Genomic DNA, 22,125 nt, shown 5'->3' with positions numbered 1-22,125 from the left:
CGCCCCGTTTATTTGGCGGGGCAGGCCCTGGGCAGGCGCTCAACCGTCTCGACGCGGACGGGTTCGTCCTGGCCCCACCAGTTGGCCACGGCCGTGTAGCAGATGCGGAGCTTGCCCTTGCGGGTGTCGAAGCGCTGCTTGCTGGTATAGGCAAAGCACGAAACCGAGGCGAGATGCCCCAGTTCGCGCATGGTTATGGCGCAGCGCCGCACCGATTCGACCGGGTCTTCGCCAGGGTACAGGGTGAAGTAAAAACCCTTGGCAGTACGGTCATATGACTCCGAATCGATCTGCCGGCCCTTGTCGCTCCACGGCGTCTCGGCTGCGGCAATGCCGCATACCGATATGGCAGCGAGCCATATGCCGTTGACGACTAGCTTCGATCGCATCCGAACCCCTCTTCCTTACCGCATCGGTCAGTGTATATCGATGTGAAGGTGGTTTGGGCAAGGGGCGTGCGCTGGCTGACACAGGGGCCCCGGGCTGTCATCATCCGGCTCTTGTGCCGCCCTGGGCCGGGGAACCCCCGGTCCGTCCGACCGGAGTCATCATGTCCCATCACCATATTCGCCGCGATGTCGGCGCCTTCGCCCTGATGCTTACCGGCCTGGGCTCGATCATCGGCTCAGGCTGGCTGTTCGGCGCCTGGCATGCCGCCCAGCTTGCCGGCCCCGGCGCCGTCTACGCCTGGATCATCGGCGCCGTCATCATCCTGTTCATCGCCCTCACCTACGCGGAACTGGGCGCGATGTTCCCGGAATCCGGCGGCATGGTGCGCTACGGCCACTATTCGCATGGCTCGCTGGTCGGCTTCATCGCCGGCTGGGCCAACTGGATCGCGATCGTCTCGGTGATCCCGGTCGAAGCCGAGGCTTCGGTCCAGTACATGGCCTCCTGGCCGTGGGAATGGGCCCAGTGGACCAAGGAGCTGTACTACGTCGCGCCGGGCGCCGACCATGGCGAACTGACCCATCCGGGCCTGGCCATCGCCGCCGTCCTGGTCATGGTGTATTTCTTCCTGAACTTCTGGAGCGTGAAGCTGTTCGCCAAGAGCAACACGGCGATCACCGTCTTCAAGCTCGTCGTGCCGGCGGCCACCGGCATCGCGCTGATGTACACCAGCTACAACCCGGGTAACTTCAACATCGGCGCGCATGGCGGCACGCACGCGATCGACATCTCGTCGATCCTCACCGCCGTGGCGATCTCGGGCATCGTCTTCAGCTTCAACGGCTTCCAGAGCCCGGTGAACCTCGCCGGCGAAGCACGCAACCCGGGCCGCAGCGTGCCGTTCGCGGTGATCGGTTCGATCCTGCTGGCCACCGTGGTCTACGTGCTGCTCCAGGTCGCCTTCATCGGCGCGGTGCCGCCCGACCAGCTCGGCAAGGGCTGGGCCGGCCTGCAGTACGCCTCGCCGTTCGCCCAGCTCGCCACGGCGCTGATGATCAACTGGATGGCGATCCTGCTCTATGCCGACGCCTTCGTCAGCCCGAGCGGCACCGGTGCCACCTACACCGCCACCACCGCGCGCATGATCTACGCGATGGAGCGCAACGGGCAGCTGCCGAAGATCTTCGGCCACATCAACCCACGCTTCGGCATCCCGCGTCCGGCGATGTGGCTCAACCTCGTGGTGAGCTTCATCTTCCTGTTCTTCTTCCGCGGCTGGGGCACGCTGGCGGCGGTGATCTCGGTCTCGACGATCATTTCCTACCTCACCGGCCCGGTGAGCGTGATGACCCTGCGTCGCACCGCGCCCGAACTGAAGCGCCCGCTGCGCATCGCCGCCCTGCCGGTCCTCGCCGCGCTGGCCTTCATCTTCGCCACCGAGCTGCTGTACTGGGCGAAGTGGCCGCTCACCGGCGAAATCATCCTGCTGATGGTCGTCGCGTTGCCGATCTACTTCTACTACACCGCCAAGAGCGGCTGGGAAGACTTCCAGCGCCACCTGAAGGGTGCGTGGTGGCTGATCGTCTACCTGCCCGTCATCGCCGCGATCTCGTGGGCCGGCAGCAAGACCTTCGGTGGCCACGATTACATCCCGTATGGCTGGGACCTCGCCCTCGTTGCCGTCTTCGGCACGGTGTTCTACTTCTGGGGCGTCGCTTCCGGCTGGCGCACCCCGATGGTCGAGGCCGCGCGCTTCCACCACGAGGAAGGCGACGGCAGCGAGCCGGTGTTGCCGCCCAGCGCGGATGAAGCCGACCGGGCGACCGGCCGCCACTGACACGAGAAAGGCGCCCACGGGGCGCCTTTTCTTTTGCTGCCAAAGGAAATCCACGGCAATGGAGCAGGACGATATCCCGATGACGGTCACGGTGTCGCTTCGGGCCACGGCCCCGGCTGGTGACCTCGGCAGCCTGGCGATGGCCTTATCCCTGCCCGCTTCCGCCCAGTGGCAGGCTGGAGAAGCCCGGACGACGCCGCGCGGAACGCCGCTGGAGGGCATCCGCACCGAGTCGTACATCGCCCTGAAGATCTTGCCGACCGAACGCGCCTGGCTCTCCGACGCGATCGGTCGATGCCTGGACATGCTGGAACCGCATCGGCAGCGCCTCGACGAATTCCGTGCCAACGGCGTGGATCTCGAACTCTTCGTTGGATGGTTCCTTGAACGCAGCGGCGGCGAATCGCTGAGACCGGCAATGATGCAACGATTGGCCGACCTCGGCCTCTCGCTATCGCTCGATATCTATCCGGCCGTGCCCGCGTAGCGACGGCTACGCTACGCCCCCGGAAACGAAAACAGGCCGCTGCATGGCGGCCCGTCGTCATCGCGATCCGCCGGATCGCCTACAGACTACTTCGCAGCAGGCGTATCAGCTGCCTCGGCGGTCTGCGCGGCGACAATCGCCTTCTGCATTTCCTCGCGCGACAGCGAGCCGTCCTTGTTGATGTCGAGCGCATCGAAGTAGGTCGCGATGGCGGGGACGGCGGCGGCTTCCGCCTTGCTGATCTTGCCGTCCTTGTTCGTGTCCAGTTCGTTGAATGCACCGTCGACCGACTGCGCCTGGCGGTCGAAGCGAGCGGTCTGGAACGCCGCGTATTCGGCCTTGTCGATCTTGCCGTCGTGATTGGTATCCATGGCGGCGAAATTCCTGTCGATGGTCGCCTGGCGCGGATCCGTGGTGGCGGCACCGGCGGCTACGGGAATGGCCAGCGAGGCCGCGAAAAGCATGCTCTTGAACATCGGTTCACCTCATTCGGAAACGTTGGAGATCACGGGGCTTGCATCACGCAGCCTTGTGTCAGCGGCAGCGATAGACGTTGCCGTAGTCGTCCCGGCACTCGTCCGGGCGGTTGTCTTTCTTCGCGTTCGCGACCGCGGCGATGATGCCGACGACCACCGCGGTGCCGACGACACCCGCGACCACGCCGTCGCGCTTCGCGTCGCTACGACGCTTGCGCTCGCGGTCGCGCTCCCACTGGTCGTGGTCGCGCTGCTGGCGGTCGGAACGCCAGCCGTCGTGGTGGTCGGCCCAGCGCTGCGCGCTGGCGACGCCCGGGTATGCCACGAGGCAGCACTGGGCCAGTGCGGCCGCCAGCATCAATGATCGACCTGTCGTGTTGAACATCGTGCACACTCCTCTAGCCATGGCGGGGTATGCGTAAGGGAACATGGGTGAGGTTGCGCCAACATGGCGTCTGCCACCGACAGCGGCAGGCCGCGGTGGTCGGCTCGAAACGCCTGCAAGGCCCGCCAGGGTGCGGCGCAACGTTGGCGCAATGCATGCCGTGCAGGGTTGCGGCTATGCTGGGGCAGGAGCCAAATTGATGAGAATCTTGCTGGTCGAGGACGAGGTCGAATTCGCCGGCGCCATGCGCGGCGTGCTCGAGCGCGAGCAATTCATCGTCGACTGGGTCGATAGCGTGGCGCTCGCCAGCGAAGCGATCCGCGCGCGTGCACACCAGCTGGTGCTCCTGGACCGCACGCTTCCCGACGGCGACGGCCTCGGCCTGATCCCCGTGCTACGCGCCCACTGCCCGGGCGTAGCCATCATCGTGTTGAGCGCGCGCGGTGAACTGACCGACCGCGTCGCCGGCCTCGATACCGGTGCCGACGACTACCTGGTCAAGCCGTTCGAGCTGGAAGAGCTGTTCGCCCGCATCCGCGCGATACAACGCCGGCCCAACGAACTGGCCGCCGACGAAGTCACCGTGGGACATCTCGTCTTCGACCTCGCCCACGGCGAGGCCAGCATCCGTGGCCAGCGCCTGGACCTGCCGCGTCGCGAGATCCGCGTCCTGGCCGCCCTGCTCCGCCGACGCGGCCGCACCGTGCTGCGCGAATCGCTGGAGGAGGCCGTTTATGGTTTCGACGACGAGATCCAGTCCAACAGCCTGGACTCGCATGTGTCGCGCCTGCGCCGCAAGCTCGCCGACGCCGAGGCAGGGGTCGAGATCCACGTTATCCGCGGGGTCGGCTATCTGTTGAAGGCGACGCCATGAGCCGGCGCCCGTTCTCGCTGAAGACGCGCCTCATCGTCCAGCCGCTCATCCTGCAGTTCCTCACCCTGGTGGCCTCGGCCGGCGTGCTGGTACTGCTGATCCTGCATTCGAGCGTGAATGGCATGTATGCCGACGACGTGCTCGTGCACGTGGCGGCGAAGGCCATCGTCCGCGACGCGCAAGGACACGCCGTCGTCCGCGAGACGCCCGCACTGGACGAGCTGCGCAAGGACTCCACCGACCTGTGGTTCGCCGCGAAACTGGACGACGGATCGTACGTCACCTACGGCACGGTACCCGACGCACTTCGCCCCCTACTGCCCCACCTCGATGCCTTCACGTCCGCGGATTTCCGCGGCAAGTCGGCGCCCTACACGACGTCCGCCGTCGTCCGGCACGCGACAGGGCCGGCCGGCAACATGATGATCGCCGCGCACGGCATCGTGCGGCCGCTCACGCTGCTGATCGCGCTCGCATCCAACCTCATCGCCGTTCCGCTGTTCCTCGCCCTCGCGCTGGTTTCCATCGTCGCGACACCGTGGATCGTCCGTCGCGCACTGGCAGGCGTCGTACGCACGGCGCGCGAGGCCGAGAACATCAAGGTGGGAAGCCAGGGCATCCGCCTGCCGGAAGACCAGCTGCCGCGGGAGATCACGCCACTGGTTCGCGCGGTGAACGATGCGCTCGGCCGACTCGACGACGGCCATGAGCAACAACGCCGGTTCATCGCCTCCGCCGCGCATGAACTGCGCACGCCCATCGCCATCCTGCGGATGAAGGTCGAAGCAAGCAGCGATCCCGCCTTGCGCGGCCTTGCGGCGGATGTGTCGCGCCTGTCCACGCTATCCGAACAGCTGCTCGACCTGCATCGGCTCGAGAACGGTGCGCCGTTCGAAGCGATCGATCCCGCCGCCATCGCCCGTCGTGTCGCCGCCGACCTCGCCCCGCTGCTCATCGCCGCGGACAAATCCATCGAAGTCGTGACCCACCGGCCTGCGCCGATCAGCGGCAACGCCGGTGCCATCGAACGCGTGCTCACCAACCTGATCCAGAACGCGGTCGAACACGGCGGCAAGCAGATCACCGTGCGCGTCGAAGGCAGCACGATCGAGGTCGAAGACAACGGCGCGGGCATTCCCGCCGACGAACGCGAGCGGGTGTTCGAAGCTTTCCATCGACTGCGCCCGCGCTCCTCGGGTACCGGCCTGGGCCTTCACCTCGTGCAACAGGTGATGTCACACCACAAGGGCCACGCCAGCATCCTCGATGCCAGCGACGGCGGCACCCTGGTCCGCGTCACCTTTCCGCCGGCGCCCTCGCTCAGAGCCCCAGCACATCCCCCAACAACGCCTGCGCCGTGATCTCCGGACCCGCACCCGGCCCCTGGATAACCAGCGGCGTGGAGTGATAGCGCGTCGTGGTCAGCGCGAACTGGTTGTCGGTCCCCGACAGCCGCGAGGCCGGATGATCCAGGCCCACCTCGACCAGGCCGACGCGTGCACGTCCACGCTGGTTCAGCCGGGCGAGGTAACGCAGCACCTTGCCGTTGGCCTTCGCCTGAGCGTGGCGCCGTGCCAGCGGCTCGTCGAGCTCTTCGAGGCGATCGAGGAACACCTTGGTCTCGACACCGCGCAGGGATTCGGGCACGAGGCTCTCGACTTCCACCTCGTCGCTACCCAGGGCGAAGCCGGCATGGCGCGCGATGATCAACAGCTTGCGCGCAACGTCCTCGCCTGACAGATCCGAACGCGGATCGGGCTCGGTGAAACCGAGACGGCGTGCATCGCGCAATAGTGCCGAGAACGGCTGTGAGCCATCGTACTGGTTGAACAACCACGACAGCGAACCGGAAAACACGCCCTCGAGGGTGAGCAGGCTGTCGCCGCAGCGACGCAGGCGGCGCAGGGTGGACAGCACCGGCAGGCCCGCGCCGACGGTCGCGGCATCGCCATAGACCGCGCCGCTGGACGACGCCGCCTGCAGCGCACGCCAGCCCTGCAGGTGGCCGCCAGCCAGCGCCTTGTTCGCGGTGACCACGTGGTAACCCCGGGTCAGCCAGTCCGCATGGCGAGTGGCTTCGATGGCACAAGCGGTCGCGTCGATCACCACCTTGCGCGCCGCACCCGTGGCGTCGAGCGCCGCGAGTAACGGCGCGTTGTCGCGGCCATCGCGTGCGCGGGTCAGCGCGTCGGCGACGTCGCCCGGGCGCAGGCCGTCGGCGAAGACGTGCTGGCGGCGCGAATTGGCCGCGCCTACGAGGCGCAGCGAGTCAGCCGCGGGTGTGGCCAGCAAGGTCAGGAGCGCCCGGCCGACCACGCCGGTGCCCAACAGCACGACGGCGGTACGCGGTGCCTGCGCAGCGAGGGGTGACACCGCCACGGCGCTCATGCGCCGACCTTGCGTTTCGACGAAGCCTTGGTGACCGCCACGGCACGCGTCAGGCCCGCTTCCAGGTCGTCGATCAGGTCGTCGCCGTCTTCGATACCGATCGACAGGCGCAGCAGGTTGTCGGCGATGCCGGCCGTCCGACGTGCTTCCGGCGCCATCGCCGCATGGGTCATCGTGGCCGGGTGCGCCACCAGGCTTTCCACGCCGCCCAGCGACTCGGCAAGCGAGAAGTACTGCAGCCCGTCGACGAACGCTTCGATCGCGGCATCGCCACCGGCAAGCTCGAAACTCAGCATCGCGCCGAAGCCCTTCTGCTGGCGCTGCGCCAGTGCATGGCCCGGGTGCGAGGCCAGCCCCGGGTAGTAGATCCGCTCAACGGCTTCGTGTCCTTCGAGGCGGTCGGCGACGCGACGTGCATTCTCTTCATGGGCGCGCAGGCGGACGGCGAGCGTACGCACGCCGCGCAGGGTGAGGAAGCTGTCGAACGGCGAGCCGGTCTGGCCGTTGCAGTTGCCCCACCACTTCAGCTGCTCGGCCACGGCCGGATCGGCAGCGATCACCGCACCACCGACCACGTCGCTGTGGCCATTGATGTACTTGGTGGTGGAATGCAGCACCACGTCGGCGCCGAGCTTCAGCGGCTGCTGCAAGGCCGGCGACAGGAAGGTGTTGTCGACCAGCACCAGCGCGCCGACGGCATGCGCTGCCTGGGCCACGTGGCGCACGTCGGTGATACGCAGCAGCGGGTTCGACGGCGTTTCGATCCAGACCAGGGCCGGCTTCGCGGCCAGGCCATCGGCCAGCGCGGTGGGATCGTTGAAGTTGACGAAGCGGACGCTGAAGCGGCCCTTCTTCGCCCATGCATCGAGCAGGCGCCAGGTCCCGCCATAGCAATCGTGCGAAGCGATCACGAGGCCACCCGCGGGGACCAGCTCGAGCGCAAGCGCGACCGCGGACATACCGGTGTTGGTGACCACGGCACCGGCGCCTTCTTCCAGCTCGGTCAGCGCTTCGGCGAGCAGGTCGCGGGTCGGGTTGCCACTGCGCGAGTAGTCGTAGGCGCGCTTGCGACCGAATCCTTCGAAGGCATAGTTGGTGGACAGGTGCAGCGGCGGCACGACGGCGCCATGCTGGGTGTCGGATTCAATGCCGGCGCGAACGGCGCGGGTACACAGGCGGGTTTCACGAGTCATGGTTAGCGGTCTCCGCGACAGTCGTTGAGTGCGTGACGCAGCACGGGGGCGAGCTGCACGGTTTCTTTGAGGAAGGCGTCGTGGCCATACGGCGAATCCACGACTTCGAGGGTGGCGGTACCGCCGATGCGACGCTGCAATTCGCACAGGTCGGACAGCGGCACGAGACGGTCGGACGGGAAGCCGACCAGGGTGGTCGGTGCGTGGACACGCTCCGGGGCGATGTCGTGCAGGTCGATCGATTCGGACAGCGCGAGGAAACGCAGCGGATCGAAGCGCTCGACGAAACGGCGGCCTGCGTGCTCCAGGTAATCCTCCACCGGAAAATAGAAGCGGCCATCGCGCAGTTCCGGGCCGGCGGCGAAGCGACGGGAGAATTCCTCGCTGCCGCGGTAGGTGGTCATCGCCAGCTGGCGAGCCAGCGCCAGCGCTTCGTCGGTGCGGCCCGACTCGATGCCAAGCCGGACGATGCCGCGCTGCACGGAGCGCTGCGCCGTCGACAGCGGGTGCGGACGATGGGCACCGGCGAGCAACACCAGCGCACCGACCTTGTCCGGGTGGTTGGCCGCGAAAGCCAGGCCCGTCATGGCGCCGTACGACGAGCCCACGAAGGCATGCAGGCGACCGATGCCGAGTTCGTCCACCAGCGCGGCAAGCGCCGCGGCCTGGTCCTCGCTGGAGATGGAATCGATGCCTTCGACATCGTCGGGCACCAGCCAGTCGATCGAAAGCACCCGGCAATGCTCCAGGTCGACGGCCGAACCGGGGCCGACCAGCTCCTGCCACCAGCCCTGGCGATCGCGGCCGGCGCAGACGTCGCGGGTGGCCGAGATGCCACCCTGCACGGCGACCGTGGGGGCGTGGGGCGCGCCGCACCAGAGGTAGCGGACATCCACGGCCACCGGCTCGCTGCCGTACTTGGGCAGGAACGACACGCGGCGGGTACCACGCTGCTCGGTGAGATCGGCGGCGCCACGCGGCGCGGTGGCCACGGCCTGTTCGGGGAGGGAGATCACGGTGAGGGGCTCTGCGGGCATGTCCGGGGTTCCAGTCGGGTTCGAGCCCTGCGGATACCTGTAGCCGGACTGCCCTGCACGGCGACGCGAAGAAACGCGACCGGCACGGACATTCCCATCTATCGGCTTGCGTGGCGAACCACGCACCGCAGGAGTTGGCACCGTCGCGGAAATCCGCAGGTTGCCCCGGCTTCAAAGGGCCTGTCCCTCAGCCGGTCTCGATGAGTGGAATCGACGATACGCGCCGATCCATGGCCTGTCAACAGCCGTATAGACGTCTATACATCTGGATGGCCGTGAGTCGGCCGCTTGCGCGGCCTGGCAGACGCGGCCCATGGCCGCTGCGAACGGTAAATGTAGGATCGCGCCTGCGCGCGACAGTTTCCTTCGAAACATTCAGCGCCCGCGCAGCCAATATTCACGGTTCCAAAGGCCGCGCCATCGACCGACTCACAGGCCGCGCCAGCGGCCGCCTGACATTCGCCCGGACAAAGCGACGAATCCACGTCCCCGCAGTTAACATCACCCCCATGACCACCTACGACACCCTCAGCGCCGGCATCGGCCAGACTCCCCTGTTGCGCCTGCGCCGGGCCTCGGAGGCCACGGGCTGCGAGATCCTGGCCAAGGCCGAATTCCTCAACCCTGGCGGCTCGGTGAAGGACCGCACGGCACTGGGCCTGCTGGACGACGCGGAGCGGCTGGGCCTGCTCCGGCCCGGGGCCACCCTGGTCGAGGGCACGGCGGGCAACACCGGCATCGGCCTGGCCCTGCTGGGCAACAGCCGGGGCTATTGCTCGCTCATCGTCATGCCGGACACCCAGAGCCGCGAAAAGATCGATGCCCTGCGTGCCGCCGGGGCGGACGTCCGCCTGGTGCCAGCCGGGCCCTGGACCGACCCCAACCACTACGCCGCCACCGCCCGCCGCCTCGCCGCCGAGATGAACGAACGCGAGCCCGGCAGCGCCTGGTTCGCCAACCAGTTCGACAACCTGGCCAACCGCGAGTGGCACGAAGCCCACACCGGCGTGGAAATCTGGGAACAGACCGGTGGCAGGGTCGACGGCTTCGCCTGCGCCTCGGGCACCGGCGGCACCATCGCCGGCGTCGGCCGGGCACTGAAGGCCCGTCGTGCAGGCATCCTGGTGGCCCTCGCCGACCCGGCCGGCTCCGCCCTGGCCAGCCACGTCCTCACGGGCGAACTCAAGGCCGAGGGCAGCTCGATCACCGAAGGCATCGGCAACGGCCGGCTCACCGCCAATTTCCTCGACGCCCCGATCGACCTCGCCTGGTCCATCCCGGATACCGAGTCGATCCCCGAAATCCACGACCTGCTCCACCACGAGGGCTACTGCGTCGGCCTTTCCAGCGGCGTGAACATCGCCGGCGCCATCCGCCTCGCCCGCCACCTCGGCCCCGGCCACACGGTGGTGACGGTGCTCTGCGACAGCGGCATGCGCTACCAGGCGAAGCTGTTCAACCCGGGATTCCTGCGCGGAAAGGGGATTCCGGTGCCGGACTGGCTCGCGCGGGCGTTCAGCGGGGACTGAATACCGGAGATGGGAGTTGGGAAGTGGGGCGCAGGGATGGGCGCTGCCGGTCCTCCCTGGGCATGGGCCGGCGCCCCCACTTCCCATCCCCCACCCCCTCTCCTTGCTACAATGCCCGGTTAGCCCCCAGCGACCCTTGCCATGTCCAGCCATCTCACCGAAACCCGCCGCCGGCGCAGCTTCGCCATCGTCAGCCACCCTGACGCGGGCAAGACGACGCTGACCGAAAAGCTGCTGCTGTTCGGTGGCGCGATCCAGATGGCCGGCTCGGTGAAGAGCCGCAAGGCCGCCCGCCACGCGACGTCCGACTGGATGGCGCTGGAAAAGGAGCGCGGCATCTCGGTGACGTCCTCGGTGATGCAGTTCCCGTACAACGGGGCCATCGTGAACCTGCTGGACACCCCGGGCCACGCTGACTTCTCGGAAGACACCTACCGCGTGCTCACGGCGGTCGACTCGGCCCTGATGGTGATCGACTGCGCCAAGGGCGTCGAGGAACGCACCATCAAGCTCATGGAAGTGTGCCGCCTGCGCGACACGCCGATCATGACCTTCATCAACAAGCTCGACCGCGAAGGCCGCTCGCCGATCGACCTGCTCGACGAAGTGGAATCCGTGCTCGGCATCGCCTGCGCACCGGTGACCTGGCCGATCGGCATGGGCTCGCGCCTGAAGGGCGTGTACCACGTGCTGCTCGACGAAGTGCACATCTTCGAGCCGGGCAAGAACTTCACCCGCCAGGATTCGACGATCTTCAAGGGCCTCGACAACCCGGAACTCGCCGCACGCATCGGCGAGGAAGCCCTCGCCGAAGTACGCGACGAACTGGAACTCGTGCTCGGCGCATCCAATCCGTTCGACGTGGAAAGCTACCTCGCCGGCAAGCAGACGCCGGTGTTCTTCGGCTCCGCCGTGAACAACTTCGGCGTCGAACTGCTGCTCGAACACTTCGTCGAACACGCACCCTCGCCGCGCCCGCGCGACACGCTGTCGCGCGAAGTGCTGCCGGCGGAAGAAAAGCTCACCGGCTTCGTGTTCAAGATCCAGGCCAACATGGATCCGGCCCACCGCGACCGCGTCGCCTTCATGCGCATCTGCTCGGGCACCTACACCGCCGGCATGAAGATGCAGCAGACCCGCACCGGGAAGGAAGTCCGCATCGCCAACGCCCTGACCTTCATGGCCAGCGACCGCGAGATCGTCGAACGCGCCTACCCTGGCGATGTGATCGGCCTGCACAACCACGGCACCATCACCATCGGCGACACCTTCACCGAAGGCGAAGGCCTGTCGTTCACCGGCATCCCCAACTTCGCACCCGAACTTTTCCGCCGCGCACGCCTGCGCGACCCGATGAAGATGAAGGCCCTGCAAAAAGGCCTCGCCCAGCTCTCCGAAGAAGGCGCCACCCAGTTCTTCCGGCCGCTGATGTCCAACGACCTTATCCTCGGCGCCGTCGGCGTGCTGCAGTTCGACGTCGTGGCCTACCGCCTCAAGGACGAATACAACGTCGACTCCATCTTCGAACAGGTCGGCGTCGCGACCGCCCGCTGGGTCCACTGCGACGACGCGAAGAAGCTGGAAGAATTCAAGGAGAAGAACGCCGGCAACCTCGCCATCGATGCCGCCGGCGAACTCGTCTACCTCGCCCCCACCCGCGTCAACCTCCAGCTCGCCCAGGAACGCTGGCCCCAGGTCCGCTTCTCCGCCACCCGCGAACACGCCGCCTCCGTCGAAGTCTGACGCCAGGCCTGCGCGCCGCTGTGACGCACCTCTGCGCGGCGCTCGGGCGTGGTCGCAGGACAGCCCTCGGTGCCTACCCTCGCTGCTCAGACAGCGTTCTGGCGTGCGAAAAGGAGGGGCTGCTCCGCAGCCCGTTTCCTATCTGGCCTACGGCCGCGCACCGGGTGCCGGGCGGAGGTTCTTGACTCGGCATCCTGCCTCGGCAAGAACGGCCGGCCATCGTGGCCGGCCCCCTTCGGGCTTCTTCCGCCCGGCCCCCTCGCCGCCACGAACTCGCCTCGAGGGTAGGCACCGAGGGCTGTCTTCAACCTTGACGTGAGCTGGGGTGGAGAGCCGCAGCACCGGCTCCTGTAGGAGCGCGCCCGCGCGCGAACCCTCAGCATGGCTTCGGGCGAATGAGGCTATGGATTGATGCAGGCCAGCGGTTCACCCGACCACATCGTTGTTCATGGCTCATGGAAGCGATGAAACCAGCGCACGTCTCCGACTTGGTTCGAAGGCATTCGGCAAGGACGATGACTCACGCTCCTGCATCACCGCGCTGTTGGCTGTTCGCGCGCAGGCGCGCTCCTACACGAGCCGCCGCTGCGTCGGGGATGCCAACGGCGTCGCTGTCCCACCCAGCTTGCGGCACGGATGAAGAGAGCCCTCGGTGCCTACCCTCGAGGCGAGTTCCGCACAAGCGAGCGCCCGTAGGGCAATAAGTACATGGGCCGCGGCTGCGGCCAACCTTATCGAGCGCGGAGGACCTGTCTGAGCAGCGAGGGTAGGCACCGAGGGCTGTCCTGCGGCCAGGTACGAGCGCCGCGCGGACGACCATCGCGCGCAGGCGCGCTCCTACAGGGCGGCGGTTCGGCCGGAGGCCGTCAGGCATGGCCGCGAAGCGGCAACCGCTGCAGCCGTTACACCGGTGACGGATGCAGGAAGCGGTGGATCGCGTGGACCACCACCGAACCCTCGCCCACGCCCGCCGCCACCCGCTTCACCGAACCCGAACGCACATCCCCCACCGCAAACACACCACGCAACGTCGTCGCATACGGCGACGGCGTCGCATAACCATCCGCATCACGCCCCGTCAGCACGAAACCCTTCTTATCCAGGTCCAGACAACCCTGCAGCCACGCCGTGTTCGGCTCCGCGCCGATCATCACGAACAGGCTCGCCACCTTGCGCCGCTCCTGCACCTCCGTACGCATGCAATACCAACCCACCTCACGCAGGTACGCATCGCCATCCAGGTGATCGATCTCGCAATACGGATGCAACGTGATCCGCGGCGACTGCGCGATGCGCTGCACCAGGTAATCCGACATCGTCGCCGCCAGCCCCTCGCCACGCACCAGGATATGCACGTGCGACGCCGTGCGCGCCAGGAACACCGCCGCCTGGCCGGCGCTATTGCCGCCGCCGACCACCACCACTTCCTCACCCGCGCACAGCGTGGCCTCCATCGCCGTGGCGGCGTACTGGATGCCCTGCCCTTCGAAACGCTCGTAATCCACCTGGGCCAGCTTGCGATAGCGGGCACCGGTGGCGATCACCACCGAACGCGCCGTCACCGTCGTATCGTTATCCAGGTGCAAACGATACGGATGGCTGCCGCAATCCATGCTGCGCACTTCACGGGCGATCGCCATGTGCGCGCCGAACTTCATCGCCTGCACCTGCGCACGCCCCGCCAGCGCCTGGCCGGAAATGCCGGTCGGGAAGCCAAGGTAGTTTTCGATCTTCGAACTGGTACCGGCCTGGCCACCCGGGGCCAGCGCTTCCAGCACCACGGTGTCCAGGCCTTCCGACGCCGCATACACCGCGGCGGCGAGGCCGGCCGGACCGGCGCCGATCACCGCCACGTCGTAGACGTGCTCGCTGTCCAGCTCGATCGTGATGCCCAACTCGTCGGCGAGGTCGGTCGTGGTCGGGCAACGCAACACGCGGCGATCCGGCAGGATCACCACCGGGCATTCGTCCGGCTGCAGGCCGAAGCCTTCGATCAGGTGCCGCGCGTCTTCATCGATGTCGGTGTCGAGCAACTTGTGCGGGTAGCCATTGCGGATCAGGAAGCTGCGCAGGCGAACCGTATCGGCCGCATGCGCGGAGCCGGCCAGCCACACACCGCCCTGCCCGCTCTGGATCAGGCCGACCCGGCGCAGGATGAAGGCGCGCATGATGATCTCGCCGATGTCCGGCTCACCCGCTACCAGCCGACGGAAATGCGCCGGGTCGACCCGGACGATCCGTGCGTCGCTACCCGTGCGGCCATTGACCATCGTCTGGCGGCCACTGAACAGGTCCACCTCGCCGGTGAACTGGTGCCGGCCATGCACGACCACGATCTGCGGCTGGCCGTCCTTGTCCAGGTCATAGACCTCGATGGTGCCGTCCAGCACGAAGAAATAGTCGACCCGGCGCTGGCCGCGCTGGAACAGCATCGTGCCCTTCGGCACCTGCTCCTCCACCCCGTAATGGGCGACCCGGGCGGCCATGTCGTCGTCAAGCCGCGGGAAGGTCTGCGCCGTCCGGTTCATCGGGCTCGACGGATCGTTGTCTTGCGGCTTCGACATCGGCACTCCGCTGTATTCGGGGGTCAATGGGGCCGGTTCGCCCCGAGGCAGGGACGATACCGTGGCGCGACGGCATGATCTTGTATCGGTGCACCATCATGCCTGCGTAGACTTGCCTGCGCATCCGCCAACCGACCGAGCCCATGACGACGACAGATACCGTTGCACCCCTGCCCGAGCCCGTCACCCCACTCGCGCTGCGCATCCTGCGTTCGCCGGTCGGCCGCATCGTGGCCTTCGCCGTGCTGGCCGCGGCCATCGGCTTCACCGTCAACCGGGTCTGGTTGGCGCTGGGCCTGCCGCACGGCCAGATCGCCTTCGGCGACACCACCTTCCTGCTCGAGGCCTCGCGCCTGCTGCCGGTGGTCCTGGCCTACTGGCTGGTCGTTCGCGCCATCGAAAACCGAAGGATGGACGAGCTGGCCCCGCGCAAGTTCGTCCCCCACGTCCTGGTCGGCCTGCTCGGCGGCTTCGCGCTGTTCTCGCTGGTGGTCGGCGCGCTCTGGGCGTTGGGTGCCTATACGGTGGCTGGCACGAATGCGGACGTACCCTGGAAGGGCCTGGTCCTGGTGCTCGGCGTCGGCGCCGGCGTGGGCGAGGAAATCATCAGCCGCGGGGTGCTGTTCCGGATCGTCGAGGAGGGCCTGGGCACCTGGATCTCCCTGCTGCTGTCCGCCGCGTTCTTCGGCTTCATGCACATCTGGAACCCGCATGCGACCGCCTGGAGCGCCATGGCCATCGCCCTCGAGGCCGGCCTGCTGTTCGGGCTGATCTATAACGTGACCCGCTCGCTGTGGATCTGCATGGGCGTCCACGCCGCCTGGAACGTCGCCCAGGGCCCGTTCTACGGGATCCCGGTTTCCGGCTTCGAGCTCAAGGGCTGGCTCGCCTCGCGCCTGCAGGGGCCGGACTGGCTCACCGGCGGCGAATTCGGTGCCGAGGCCTCGGTGGTCGCGCTGTGCATCTGTTCGACCCTGACAGCCGTATTACTCGCCGTCGCCATCCGCCGGGGGACGCTGGTCGCGCCGTTCTGGCGCCGCCGGGCCATTAAGGCCGGCTAGCCAGCTGCCGATAATGTGCCGTCGGCCATGGAAGGCCGACACGGATTCGTTGTACTACCTAGGGCTGCCACGCCCGCCCCCGCCCACTACCGGTCAGCGCATGTCTTCTACCGAAAAGCAGCACCACTGGCTCGCAGACCAACCCCTGCAGCGCAAGATCATCCTCGCCATTGGCGCCCTGCTGTTCCTGTTCGTGGCGGCCTGCGTCGCCAACCTGGTCTCGCTGGGCCGGGAAACGGAGACCCGGGCCTGGTCCGAACACACCTACGTGGTGCTGCTGACCCTGGGCGAGGTGGGCGCCGACGCGCAGCAGCGCCAGGTCGCCGCGCGCGGCTTCATGCTGAACCAGTCGGACAACGAGTACGCGGATTTCGAGAGCGCCGACCGTGCACTGGTCAACAGCCTGGCGAGCCTGCGCCGGCTCACGGCGGACAATCCCCTGCAGCAGTCGCGCATCGACCGCCTGCAGGACATGCTCGATCGATGGAAGGTCGAGGCGCTGAAGAATGGCCTGGAACCCATGCGCGCGATCGGCTCGTCCGTGACCGCCGAAGGCGCCGAAGCGCGCGACGGGATCCGCCGCGACTACTTCGCCCGCCGCACGGTGCTAATGGCCGAGATCCAGAAGCTGGTCGCCGAGATGTCGGCGACCGAGCGCGTGCTGCTCACCGAACGCAACGCCGCGCTCGATACCACGCTGTCGACCACCCGCGCCATCGACATCCTGTCGCTGGTGCTGTGCCTCGTGGTCGGTGCGCTGGTGATCGCGATGACCTTCCGCCTGATCACGCGCCCGCTGGTGCGCATGACCGAGCTGATGACCCGCCTGGCCAACCACGACCACGGCATCGAAGTGCGCCAGCTGAAGCGCCGCGATGAAATCGGCGAGATCGCCCGCGCGCTGCAGGTGTTCAAGGAGATGTCGATCGAGACGGCCGGGCAGACCTGGCTGAAGTCCAGCGTCTCCCACGTGTCCAATCGCCTGCAGGGCTGCGAGACCTACCGCGACTTCGCCGACGTGCTGGTGACCGAGCTGGTCACCACGCTGCAAGCCGGCGTCGGCGTGTTCTACCTGTTCCGCGAAGACATCGGCCGGCTCGAGCTGGCCGGCAGCCACGGCTTCCGCCAGCGCCGCCACGTCACCAGCGAATACGCGCTGGGTGAAGGCCTGGTCGGACAGGCCGCCGCCAATCGCCAGACGATCGTCCTGCAGGACGTGCCGGACGACTACACGCGGATCCACTCCGGCACCGGCGAAGCCTCGCCGCGCAGCATCACCGTGGTGCCCGTGCAGTCGCGCGACGCCCTGCTCGGCGTGATCGAGATCGCCAGCTTCAGCCAGCTCACCTCGCTGCAGGAACGCCTGCTCGACGAGCTCGTGCCGATCGTCGCCTTGTCGCTGGAAAACCTCTCCCGCGCGCTCAGCACCCGCGACCTGCTCGACAAGACCCAGAGCCAGGCCGACGAGCTGCGCGCCTCCGAGGAAGCGCTACGCGGCCAGCAGGACGCCCTCCAGGCCACCAACAGCGAGCTGCACGCGAAAACCGCCGAACTGCAGGAGCAGTCGCAACGCCTGATCGCGTCGGAGGAAGAGCTGCGCGTCCAGACCGAGGAACTGCACGCGTCGAACGAAGAATTGCGCGAGAAGGGCGTCACCCTCAACCAGCAGAAGGACGCCCTCGAGGCGCTGCAGGAAGAGACCCAGGAAAAGGCCGAGGAACTCGCCCGCGCCAGCCAGTACAAGTCCGAGTTCCTGGCCAACATGTCGCATGAACTGCGCACGCCGCTGAACAGCCTGCTGATCCTGTCGCGCAGCCTGGCCGACAACGACGAAGAGAACCTGACCGGCGAACAGGTCGAGTCCGCGCGGATCATCCACGATGCCGGTTCCAACCTGCTGCGCCTGATCAACGACATCCTCGACCTGTCCAAGGTCGAAGCCGGCAAGATGGAGTTGATGACTGACGACTTCGCGCTGGCCGACCTGTCGCGCACGCTGCGCCGCACGTTCAACCACGTGGCGCAGGAAAAGAAACTCGCGTTCGAGATCACGGTGGAAGACGGCCTGCCGGCCACGATCAACACCGACGCAGGCAAGCTCGAGCAGGTGGTCAACAACCTGCTGAGCAACGCCTTCAAGTTCACCGCGAACGGTAGCGTGCGCGCCCGCATCGGCCGTCCGGCGGCGGGGACCACCCTGCCCGCCGGCCTGGACGCGGCCCACGCCATCGCCATCGCGGTCACCGACTCGGGCATCGGCATCGCCCCCGACAAGTTCCAGCGCGTGTTCCACGCCTTCGAACAGGTCGACGCGAGCACCAGCCGCCAGTACGGCGGCACCGGCCTGGGCCTCGCCATTTCCCGCCGCATCGCCATGCTGCTGGGCGGCGACATCGTGCTGGACAGCGAAGTGGGCCGTGGCAGCACGTTCACCCTGTTCCTTCCCGAGGTTGCGCCGGACACCGGCCAGCGCGCCGTGGCCGTGCCGCTGGAACAGGCCGCCGCCGAAGCGACGCTGCCGCTGTCGCCCGGCCTGCTCGCCGAATCCATCGACGACGACCGCCGGGCGATCGGTCCGGGCGACACCATCATCCTCGTGGTGGAGGACGACCCGGCGTTCGCACGCATCCTCGCCGACATGATCCATCGCAAGGGCCACCGCGTGCTCGCGGCGGCCGACGGCGAGACCGGCCTCGCGCTGGCCCGCCAGTACCGCCCCACCGGCATCCTGCTCGACGTGATGCTGCCGGGCATGGATGGCTGGACGGTGATCGAGCGGCTGAAGGGCGACGTCGCCACGCGGCATATCCCGGTGCACTTCATCTCGGCCACCGACGACGCCACCCGCGGCCTCGAGCTGGGCGCGGTGGGCTTCCTGACCAAGCCGGTCAGCCGCGAATCGATCGGCACGGCATTCGACCGCCTGCTCCACTTCGCCGAAGGCCGCACGCGCCACCTGCTGGTGGTCGACGACGACAGCAGCGCCCGCGCCGCCGTGCGCACGCTGCTGAAAGACGACAACGTGGTGATCGAGGAAGCCGCCAGTGGCGAGGAAGCCCTGGCGAAGACCAACGACACCGCCTACGACTGCATCGTGCTCGACCTCGGCCTGCCCGGCATGTCCGGCATGGAATTCCTCGAGCGGCTGTCGCAGTCCGGGCATACCCCGCCGGTGGTGGTGTATTCCGGCCGCGACCTCTCCCGCGAGGAGAGCATGAAGATCCGCCAGTACACCGACAGCATCGTAGTGAAGGGGGCCCGCTCGCCCGACCGCCTGCTCGACGAAGTCAGCCTGTTCCTGCACTCCATCCGCCACGGTGGCAGCGTGCCGGCGAGCGAGAAGCCGACCGCGGCCACCGGCGTCGACGAAGCCGGCTTGCGCGGCCGCCGCGTACTGCTGGTCGACGACGACATGCGCAACCTGTTCGCCCTGTCGAAGGTGCTGCGCGGCAAGGGCGTCGACGTGGTGATGGCGCAGGATGGGCAGAAGGCCCTCGACGCGCTGGACAAGGATCCCGCGCTGGAACTGGTCCTGATGGACATCATGATGCCGGTGATGGACGGCTACGACACCATGCGCGCGATCCGTGCGAAGCCGGCGGTGGCGAAGGTGCCGATCATCGCGCTGACCGCGAAGGCGATGCGTGGCGACCGCGAGAAGTGCCTGGAAGCGGGCGCGAACGATTACCTGTCCAAGCCGATCGACGTCGACCGCCTGCTGTCGATGATCCGCGTGTGGCTGCCGGCAAGGAACTGAGGTGGACGTCGAGGACATCGAAATCGAGCTGTTCGTGCGCGCCATGCAGTTGCGCCACGGCCACGACTTCAGCGAATACGCACCGGCGTCGCTGAAGCGTCGCGTGCAGCAGCTCGTACGCACTCACGACACCGGGACGATCAGCGAGCTGAATCGCCGCGTCCTGCACGAGCCGGGCTTCGATACCCGCGTGATCGAAGGCCTGTCGGTGCCGGTGTCTGAGATGTTCCGCGACCCGCCGGTGTTCCGCGCGCTGCGCGACAAGGTGCTGCCCGTGCTGGCCTCGTACCCCGAGATCAACATCTGGCAGGCGGGCTGCGCGCACGGGCAGGAAGTGTATTCGCTGGCGATCCTGCTCGAGGAAGCCGGCCTGTACGAACGCAGCCGGATCTACGCGACCGACTTCAACGATGCCGCGCTCGCCGTCGCCGGCGAAGGCATCTACGCCACCCGCGACGCCCGCGACTGGTCGCGCAATTACATTGAGGGAGGCGGCCAGAAGTCGCTCAGCGACTACTACAGCGCGCGCTACGACTTCATCAAGCTGGACCAGCGGCTGCGCCGCAACGTCACCTTCTTCAACCACAACCTGGTGACCGACGAAGTGTTCTGCGAGGCGCACCTGATCCTCTGCCGGAACGTGCTGATCTACTTCAACAACAGCTTGCAGGACCGCACGCTCGGCCTGTTCCGCTCCAGCCTGGTCCGCGGCGGTTTCCTCTGCCTGGGTACGCGCGAGAACATCGATTTCTCCCCGGCCGCCGCCAGCTTCACCGACGTCGACCAGGGCTTGCGCATCTACCAGGCCGGCGGCGCCGGTGCGAGGGCGCTCGCGCGATGAGCCGGCGCGTGGCCATCGCGATGGGCTGCAGCGCGGGCGGGCTTGCCGCGCTCCAGCACGTGCTGCCGGCGCTGGACCCGCGCCTTGCCGTGCCCATCGTGGTGTGCTGCCACACCGGCTCGTCCGACGTGTCGCTGCTGGTGGAACTGCTGGCACGGCATTCCGCGCTACCCGTCGCCGAGGCCGCCGAACGCGCACCGGCCGACCCGGGCGTGGTCCATGTCGCGCCCAGCGGCTACCACCTGCTGGTCGAGCCGCATGCGCACTTCTCCCTCAGCGTGGATGCGAAGGTCGCCTACGCGCGGCCCTCGATCGACGTACTCTTCGAAACCGCGGCCGGTGCCTGGAAAGACGGCCTGGTGGCGGTGCTGATGACCGGTGCCAATTCGGATGGCGCCAAAGGCCTGCTCGCCGTCCGTCGCGCCGGTGGTTACGCCATCGTGCAGGACCCCGCCAACGCCGAATCCGACGTGATGCCACGCGCTGGCCTCGACATCGCAGGTGCAGACGCCTGCCTTCCGCTCGATGCCATCGCGCAACGACTCAACGAACTTTGCCTGACATGACCCCGATACGACCCAAGATCCTCGTCGTCGACGACACCCCCGCCAACCTCGTCGCCATGCGTCGCCTGCTCGCACGCACCGAGGCGGACATCTTCGAGGCGACCAACGGCAACGATGCCCTCGCGCTGTGCCTCGACCATCAGTTCGCGCTGGTGCTGCTCGACGTGAACATGCCGGTGATGGATGGCTTCGAGGTCGCCGAGATCATCTCGGAGACCGAGCACCTGCGCGAGACGCCGATCATCTTCGTCACGGCCGCCTACGCCGACGATATCAATCGCATGCGCGGTTACACGGCCGGCGCGGTGGATTACATCGCCAAGCCGATCGACGACGTGATCCTGCAGTCGAAGGTGAAGATCTTCCTCGAGCTGTACCGCGCCCGTGCGTTGCTCCAGAACGCGCTGGACGAGCTCTCGTTGCGCAACCAGCAGCTCACCACCGAGGTCGCCGAGCGCACCCGGATGGAACAGCTGGTGCGCCACCAGGCCACGCACGATGCGCTCACCGGCCTGCCCAACCGCGTGCTGTTCCGCGAGCGGCTCGAAGCCGCGCTGGCGGCCGGTAACGCGGGCGGTGCGTCGTTCGCCCTCGCCTACATCGACATCGACGGGTTCAAGGGCGTGAACGATGGCCACGGCCATGCCGCGGGCGACGAGCTGCTGAAGGCGATCGCCGCCCGCGTCGACGCACGCACGCGCGGCAGCGACACCGTCGCCCGCCTCGGCGGCGACGAGTTCGCCGTGCTGCTGCACGACGCCACCGATGGTCCCGCCGCCCTGGTCCGCTGCCAGGCGCTCTGCGACGCGATCGCCGAGCCCTATACGCTGACCGTCGCCGACCTGCGCATTCCCGCGAAGATCGGCGCCAGCATCGGCGTGACGATGTACCAGCCGGGCGACATCTACGACCGCCTGGTGTCGACGGCGGACGAGGCGATGTACGAGGCCAAGCGCGGCGGCAAGAACCGCTGCGTGCTGCGCTGAGGCAGGATCGT

The 22,125-nt window shown here is 67.5% G+C and carries 18 protein-coding genes and 1 riboswitch; of the genes, 11 read left to right on the top strand and 7 right to left on the bottom strand.

The annotated features are described in order from the left end of the window. Positions 1–8: 8 nt before the first annotated feature. Positions 9–389, bottom strand: coding sequence for a hypothetical protein (locus KPL74_00280; protein QWT20463.1), 381 nt, complete (start codon positions 387–389; stop codon positions 9–11). Between the two features lie 161 nt (positions 390–550). Between KPL74_00280 and KPL74_00275 the strand changes: the two genes are divergently transcribed. Both KPL74_00275 and KPL74_00270 read left to right on the top strand, forming a co-directional pair. Further along, complete coding sequence (locus tag KPL74_00275; GenBank protein QWT20462.1) at positions 551–2,227, top strand: APC family permease; 1,677 nt, start codon at positions 551–553, stop codon at positions 2,225–2,227. Between the two features lie 58 nt (positions 2,228–2,285). Beyond that, on the top strand, positions 2,286–2,714 hold the full coding sequence (locus KPL74_00270; GenBank protein ID QWT20461.1) for a DUF4279 domain-containing protein: 429 nt from the start codon (positions 2,286–2,288) through the stop codon (positions 2,712–2,714). Positions 2,715–2,800: 86 nt separating this feature from the next. Here KPL74_00270 and KPL74_00265 read toward each other — a convergent pair whose 3' ends face one another. Together KPL74_00265 and KPL74_00260 are read right to left on the bottom strand one after the other, a co-directional pair. Next, the gene (locus KPL74_00265; GenBank protein ID QWT22554.1) at positions 2,801–3,190 is read right to left on the bottom strand and encodes an EF-hand domain-containing protein; all 390 of its coding nucleotides are present in this window, start codon (positions 3,188–3,190) and stop codon (positions 2,801–2,803) included. A 58-nt stretch (positions 3,191–3,248) separates the two neighbouring features. Then, positions 3,249–3,575 (bottom strand): hypothetical protein, encoded by a 327-nt coding sequence (locus tag KPL74_00260; GenBank protein ID QWT20460.1) that lies wholly within the window; start codon positions 3,573–3,575, stop codon positions 3,249–3,251. 199 nt (positions 3,576–3,774) lie between these two features. On the opposite strand from KPL74_00260, the gene KPL74_00255 reads away from it, so the two are divergent. Together KPL74_00255 and KPL74_00250 are read left to right on the top strand one after the other, a co-directional pair. Beyond that, positions 3,775–4,449, top strand: coding sequence for a response regulator transcription factor (locus tag KPL74_00255; GenBank protein ID QWT20459.1), 675 nt, complete (start codon positions 3,775–3,777; stop codon positions 4,447–4,449). Then, complete coding sequence (locus tag KPL74_00250) at positions 4,446–5,810, top strand: HAMP domain-containing histidine kinase (protein ID QWT20458.1); 1,365 nt, start codon at positions 4,446–4,448, stop codon at positions 5,808–5,810. Before KPL74_00255 ends, KPL74_00250 begins: the two co-directional genes overlap by 4 nt. Here the strand turns inward: KPL74_00250 and KPL74_00245 are convergent. From KPL74_00245 to KPL74_00235, 3 genes are read right to left on the bottom strand one after another with little or no spacing between them, the layout of a single operon-like run. Beyond that, positions 5,770–6,837 carry a hypothetical protein gene (locus KPL74_00245; GenBank protein QWT20457.1) on the bottom strand — a complete coding sequence of 356 codons (1,068 nt, stop codon included), beginning with the start codon at positions 6,835–6,837 and terminating at the stop codon, positions 5,770–5,772. The two genes, KPL74_00250 and KPL74_00245, sit on opposite strands and share 41 nt — an antisense overlap. Next, positions 6,834–8,030: a cystathionine gamma-synthase gene (metB, locus tag KPL74_00240; GenBank protein ID QWT20456.1), complete on the bottom strand. Its 1,197-nt coding sequence runs from the start codon at positions 8,028–8,030 to the stop codon at positions 6,834–6,836. Before metB ends, KPL74_00245 begins: the two co-directional genes overlap by 4 nt. 2 nt (positions 8,031–8,032) lie before the next feature. Next, positions 8,033–9,067 carry a homoserine O-succinyltransferase gene (locus KPL74_00235; GenBank protein ID QWT20455.1) on the bottom strand — a complete coding sequence of 345 codons (1,035 nt, stop codon included), beginning with the start codon at positions 9,065–9,067 and terminating at the stop codon, positions 8,033–8,035. A gap of 91 nt (positions 9,068–9,158) precedes the next feature. Beyond that, positions 9,159–9,274, bottom strand: a riboswitch (SAM riboswitch). Positions 9,275–9,576: 302 nt separating this feature from the next. On the opposite strand from KPL74_00235, the gene KPL74_00230 reads away from it, so the two are divergent. Beyond that, the gene (locus KPL74_00230) at positions 9,577–10,596 is read left to right on the top strand and encodes a cysteine synthase A (GenBank protein QWT20454.1); all 1,020 of its coding nucleotides are present in this window, start codon (positions 9,577–9,579) and stop codon (positions 10,594–10,596) included. 141 nt (positions 10,597–10,737) lie between these two features. Then, entirely contained in the window at positions 10,738–12,339 is a 1,602-nt protein-coding gene (locus tag KPL74_00225) for a peptide chain release factor 3 (protein ID QWT20453.1), read from the top strand. A 902-nt stretch (positions 12,340–13,241) separates the two neighbouring features. On the opposite strand, the gene KPL74_00220 is transcribed toward KPL74_00225, so the two are convergent. Then, positions 13,242–14,903 carry an FAD-dependent oxidoreductase gene (locus tag KPL74_00220; protein ID QWT20452.1) on the bottom strand — a complete coding sequence of 554 codons (1,662 nt, stop codon included), beginning with the start codon at positions 14,901–14,903 and terminating at the stop codon, positions 13,242–13,244. Positions 14,904–15,046: 143 nt separating this feature from the next. Here KPL74_00220 and KPL74_00215 point away from each other — a divergent pair, with 143 nt between their 5' ends. From KPL74_00215 to KPL74_00195, 5 genes are all read left to right on the top strand, one after another. Further along, positions 15,047–15,964, top strand: coding sequence for a CPBP family intramembrane metalloprotease (locus KPL74_00215; protein QWT20451.1), 918 nt, complete (start codon positions 15,047–15,049; stop codon positions 15,962–15,964). Between the two features lie 100 nt (positions 15,965–16,064). Then, the gene (locus tag KPL74_00210; protein ID QWT20450.1) at positions 16,065–19,721 is read left to right on the top strand and encodes a response regulator; all 3,657 of its coding nucleotides are present in this window, start codon (positions 16,065–16,067) and stop codon (positions 19,719–19,721) included. A 43-nt stretch (positions 19,722–19,764) separates the two neighbouring features. Further along, complete coding sequence (locus KPL74_00205) at positions 19,765–20,562, top strand: protein-glutamate O-methyltransferase CheR (protein ID QWT22553.1); 798 nt, start codon at positions 19,765–19,767, stop codon at positions 20,560–20,562. Further along, positions 20,559–21,128: a chemotaxis protein CheB gene (locus KPL74_00200; protein QWT20449.1), complete on the top strand. Its 570-nt coding sequence runs from the start codon at positions 20,559–20,561 to the stop codon at positions 21,126–21,128. Before KPL74_00205 ends, KPL74_00200 begins: the two co-directional genes overlap by 4 nt. Continuing rightward, positions 21,125–22,114, top strand: a complete 990-nt coding sequence (locus tag KPL74_00195; GenBank protein QWT20448.1) for a diguanylate cyclase — start codon at positions 21,125–21,127, stop codon at positions 22,112–22,114. The genes KPL74_00200 and KPL74_00195 overlap by 4 nt, the downstream gene beginning before the upstream one ends. Positions 22,115–22,125 lie beyond the last annotated feature (11 nt).

It is taken from the genome of Bacillus sp. NP157 (assembly GCA_018889975.1).
In the GTDB taxonomy this organism is placed as follows: Bacteria; Pseudomonadota; Gammaproteobacteria; order Xanthomonadales; family Rhodanobacteraceae; genus Luteibacter.
The sequence above is the reverse complement of the archived record's forward strand: the minus strand, read 5'-3'. Positions and strand labels throughout refer to the sequence as shown.

Coding starts and splice junctions, on each gene's coding strand:
- KPL74_00220 (QWT20452.1), bottom strand. CDS start 14,903: ATGTCGAAGCCGCAAGACAACGATCCGTCGAGCCCGATGAACCGGACG.
- KPL74_00245 (QWT20457.1), bottom strand. CDS start 6,837: ATGAGCGCCGTGGCGGTGTCACCCCTCGCTGCGCAGGCACCGCGTACC.
- metB (QWT20456.1), bottom strand. CDS start 8,030: ATGACTCGTGAAACCCGCCTGTGTACCCGCGCCGTTCGCGCCGGCATT.
- KPL74_00230 (QWT20454.1), top strand. CDS start 9,577: ATGACCACCTACGACACCCTCAGCGCCGGCATCGGCCAGACTCCCCTG.
- KPL74_00250 (QWT20458.1), top strand. CDS start 4,446: ATGAGCCGGCGCCCGTTCTCGCTGAAGACGCGCCTCATCGTCCAGCCG.
- KPL74_00255 (QWT20459.1), top strand. CDS start 3,775: ATGAGAATCTTGCTGGTCGAGGACGAGGTCGAATTCGCCGGCGCCATG.
- KPL74_00205 (QWT22553.1), top strand. CDS start 19,765: ATGCAGTTGCGCCACGGCCACGACTTCAGCGAATACGCACCGGCGTCG.
- KPL74_00195 (QWT20448.1), top strand. CDS start 21,125: ATGACCCCGATACGACCCAAGATCCTCGTCGTCGACGACACCCCCGCC.
- KPL74_00275 (QWT20462.1), top strand. CDS start 551: ATGTCCCATCACCATATTCGCCGCGATGTCGGCGCCTTCGCCCTGATG.
- KPL74_00200 (QWT20449.1), top strand. CDS start 20,559: ATGAGCCGGCGCGTGGCCATCGCGATGGGCTGCAGCGCGGGCGGGCTT.
- KPL74_00210 (QWT20450.1), top strand. CDS start 16,065: ATGTCTTCTACCGAAAAGCAGCACCACTGGCTCGCAGACCAACCCCTG.
- KPL74_00215 (QWT20451.1), top strand. CDS start 15,047: ATGACGACGACAGATACCGTTGCACCCCTGCCCGAGCCCGTCACCCCA.
- KPL74_00265 (QWT22554.1), bottom strand. CDS start 3,190: ATGTTCAAGAGCATGCTTTTCGCGGCCTCGCTGGCCATTCCCGTAGCC.
- KPL74_00225 (QWT20453.1), top strand. CDS start 10,738: ATGTCCAGCCATCTCACCGAAACCCGCCGCCGGCGCAGCTTCGCCATC.
- KPL74_00260 (QWT20460.1), bottom strand. CDS start 3,575: ATGTTCAACACGACAGGTCGATCATTGATGCTGGCGGCCGCACTGGCC.
- KPL74_00280 (QWT20463.1), bottom strand. CDS start 389: ATGCGATCGAAGCTAGTCGTCAACGGCATATGGCTCGCTGCCATATCG.
- KPL74_00270 (QWT20461.1), top strand. CDS start 2,286: ATGGAGCAGGACGATATCCCGATGACGGTCACGGTGTCGCTTCGGGCC.
- KPL74_00235 (QWT20455.1), bottom strand. CDS start 9,067: ATGCCCGCAGAGCCCCTCACCGTGATCTCCCTCCCCGAACAGGCCGTG.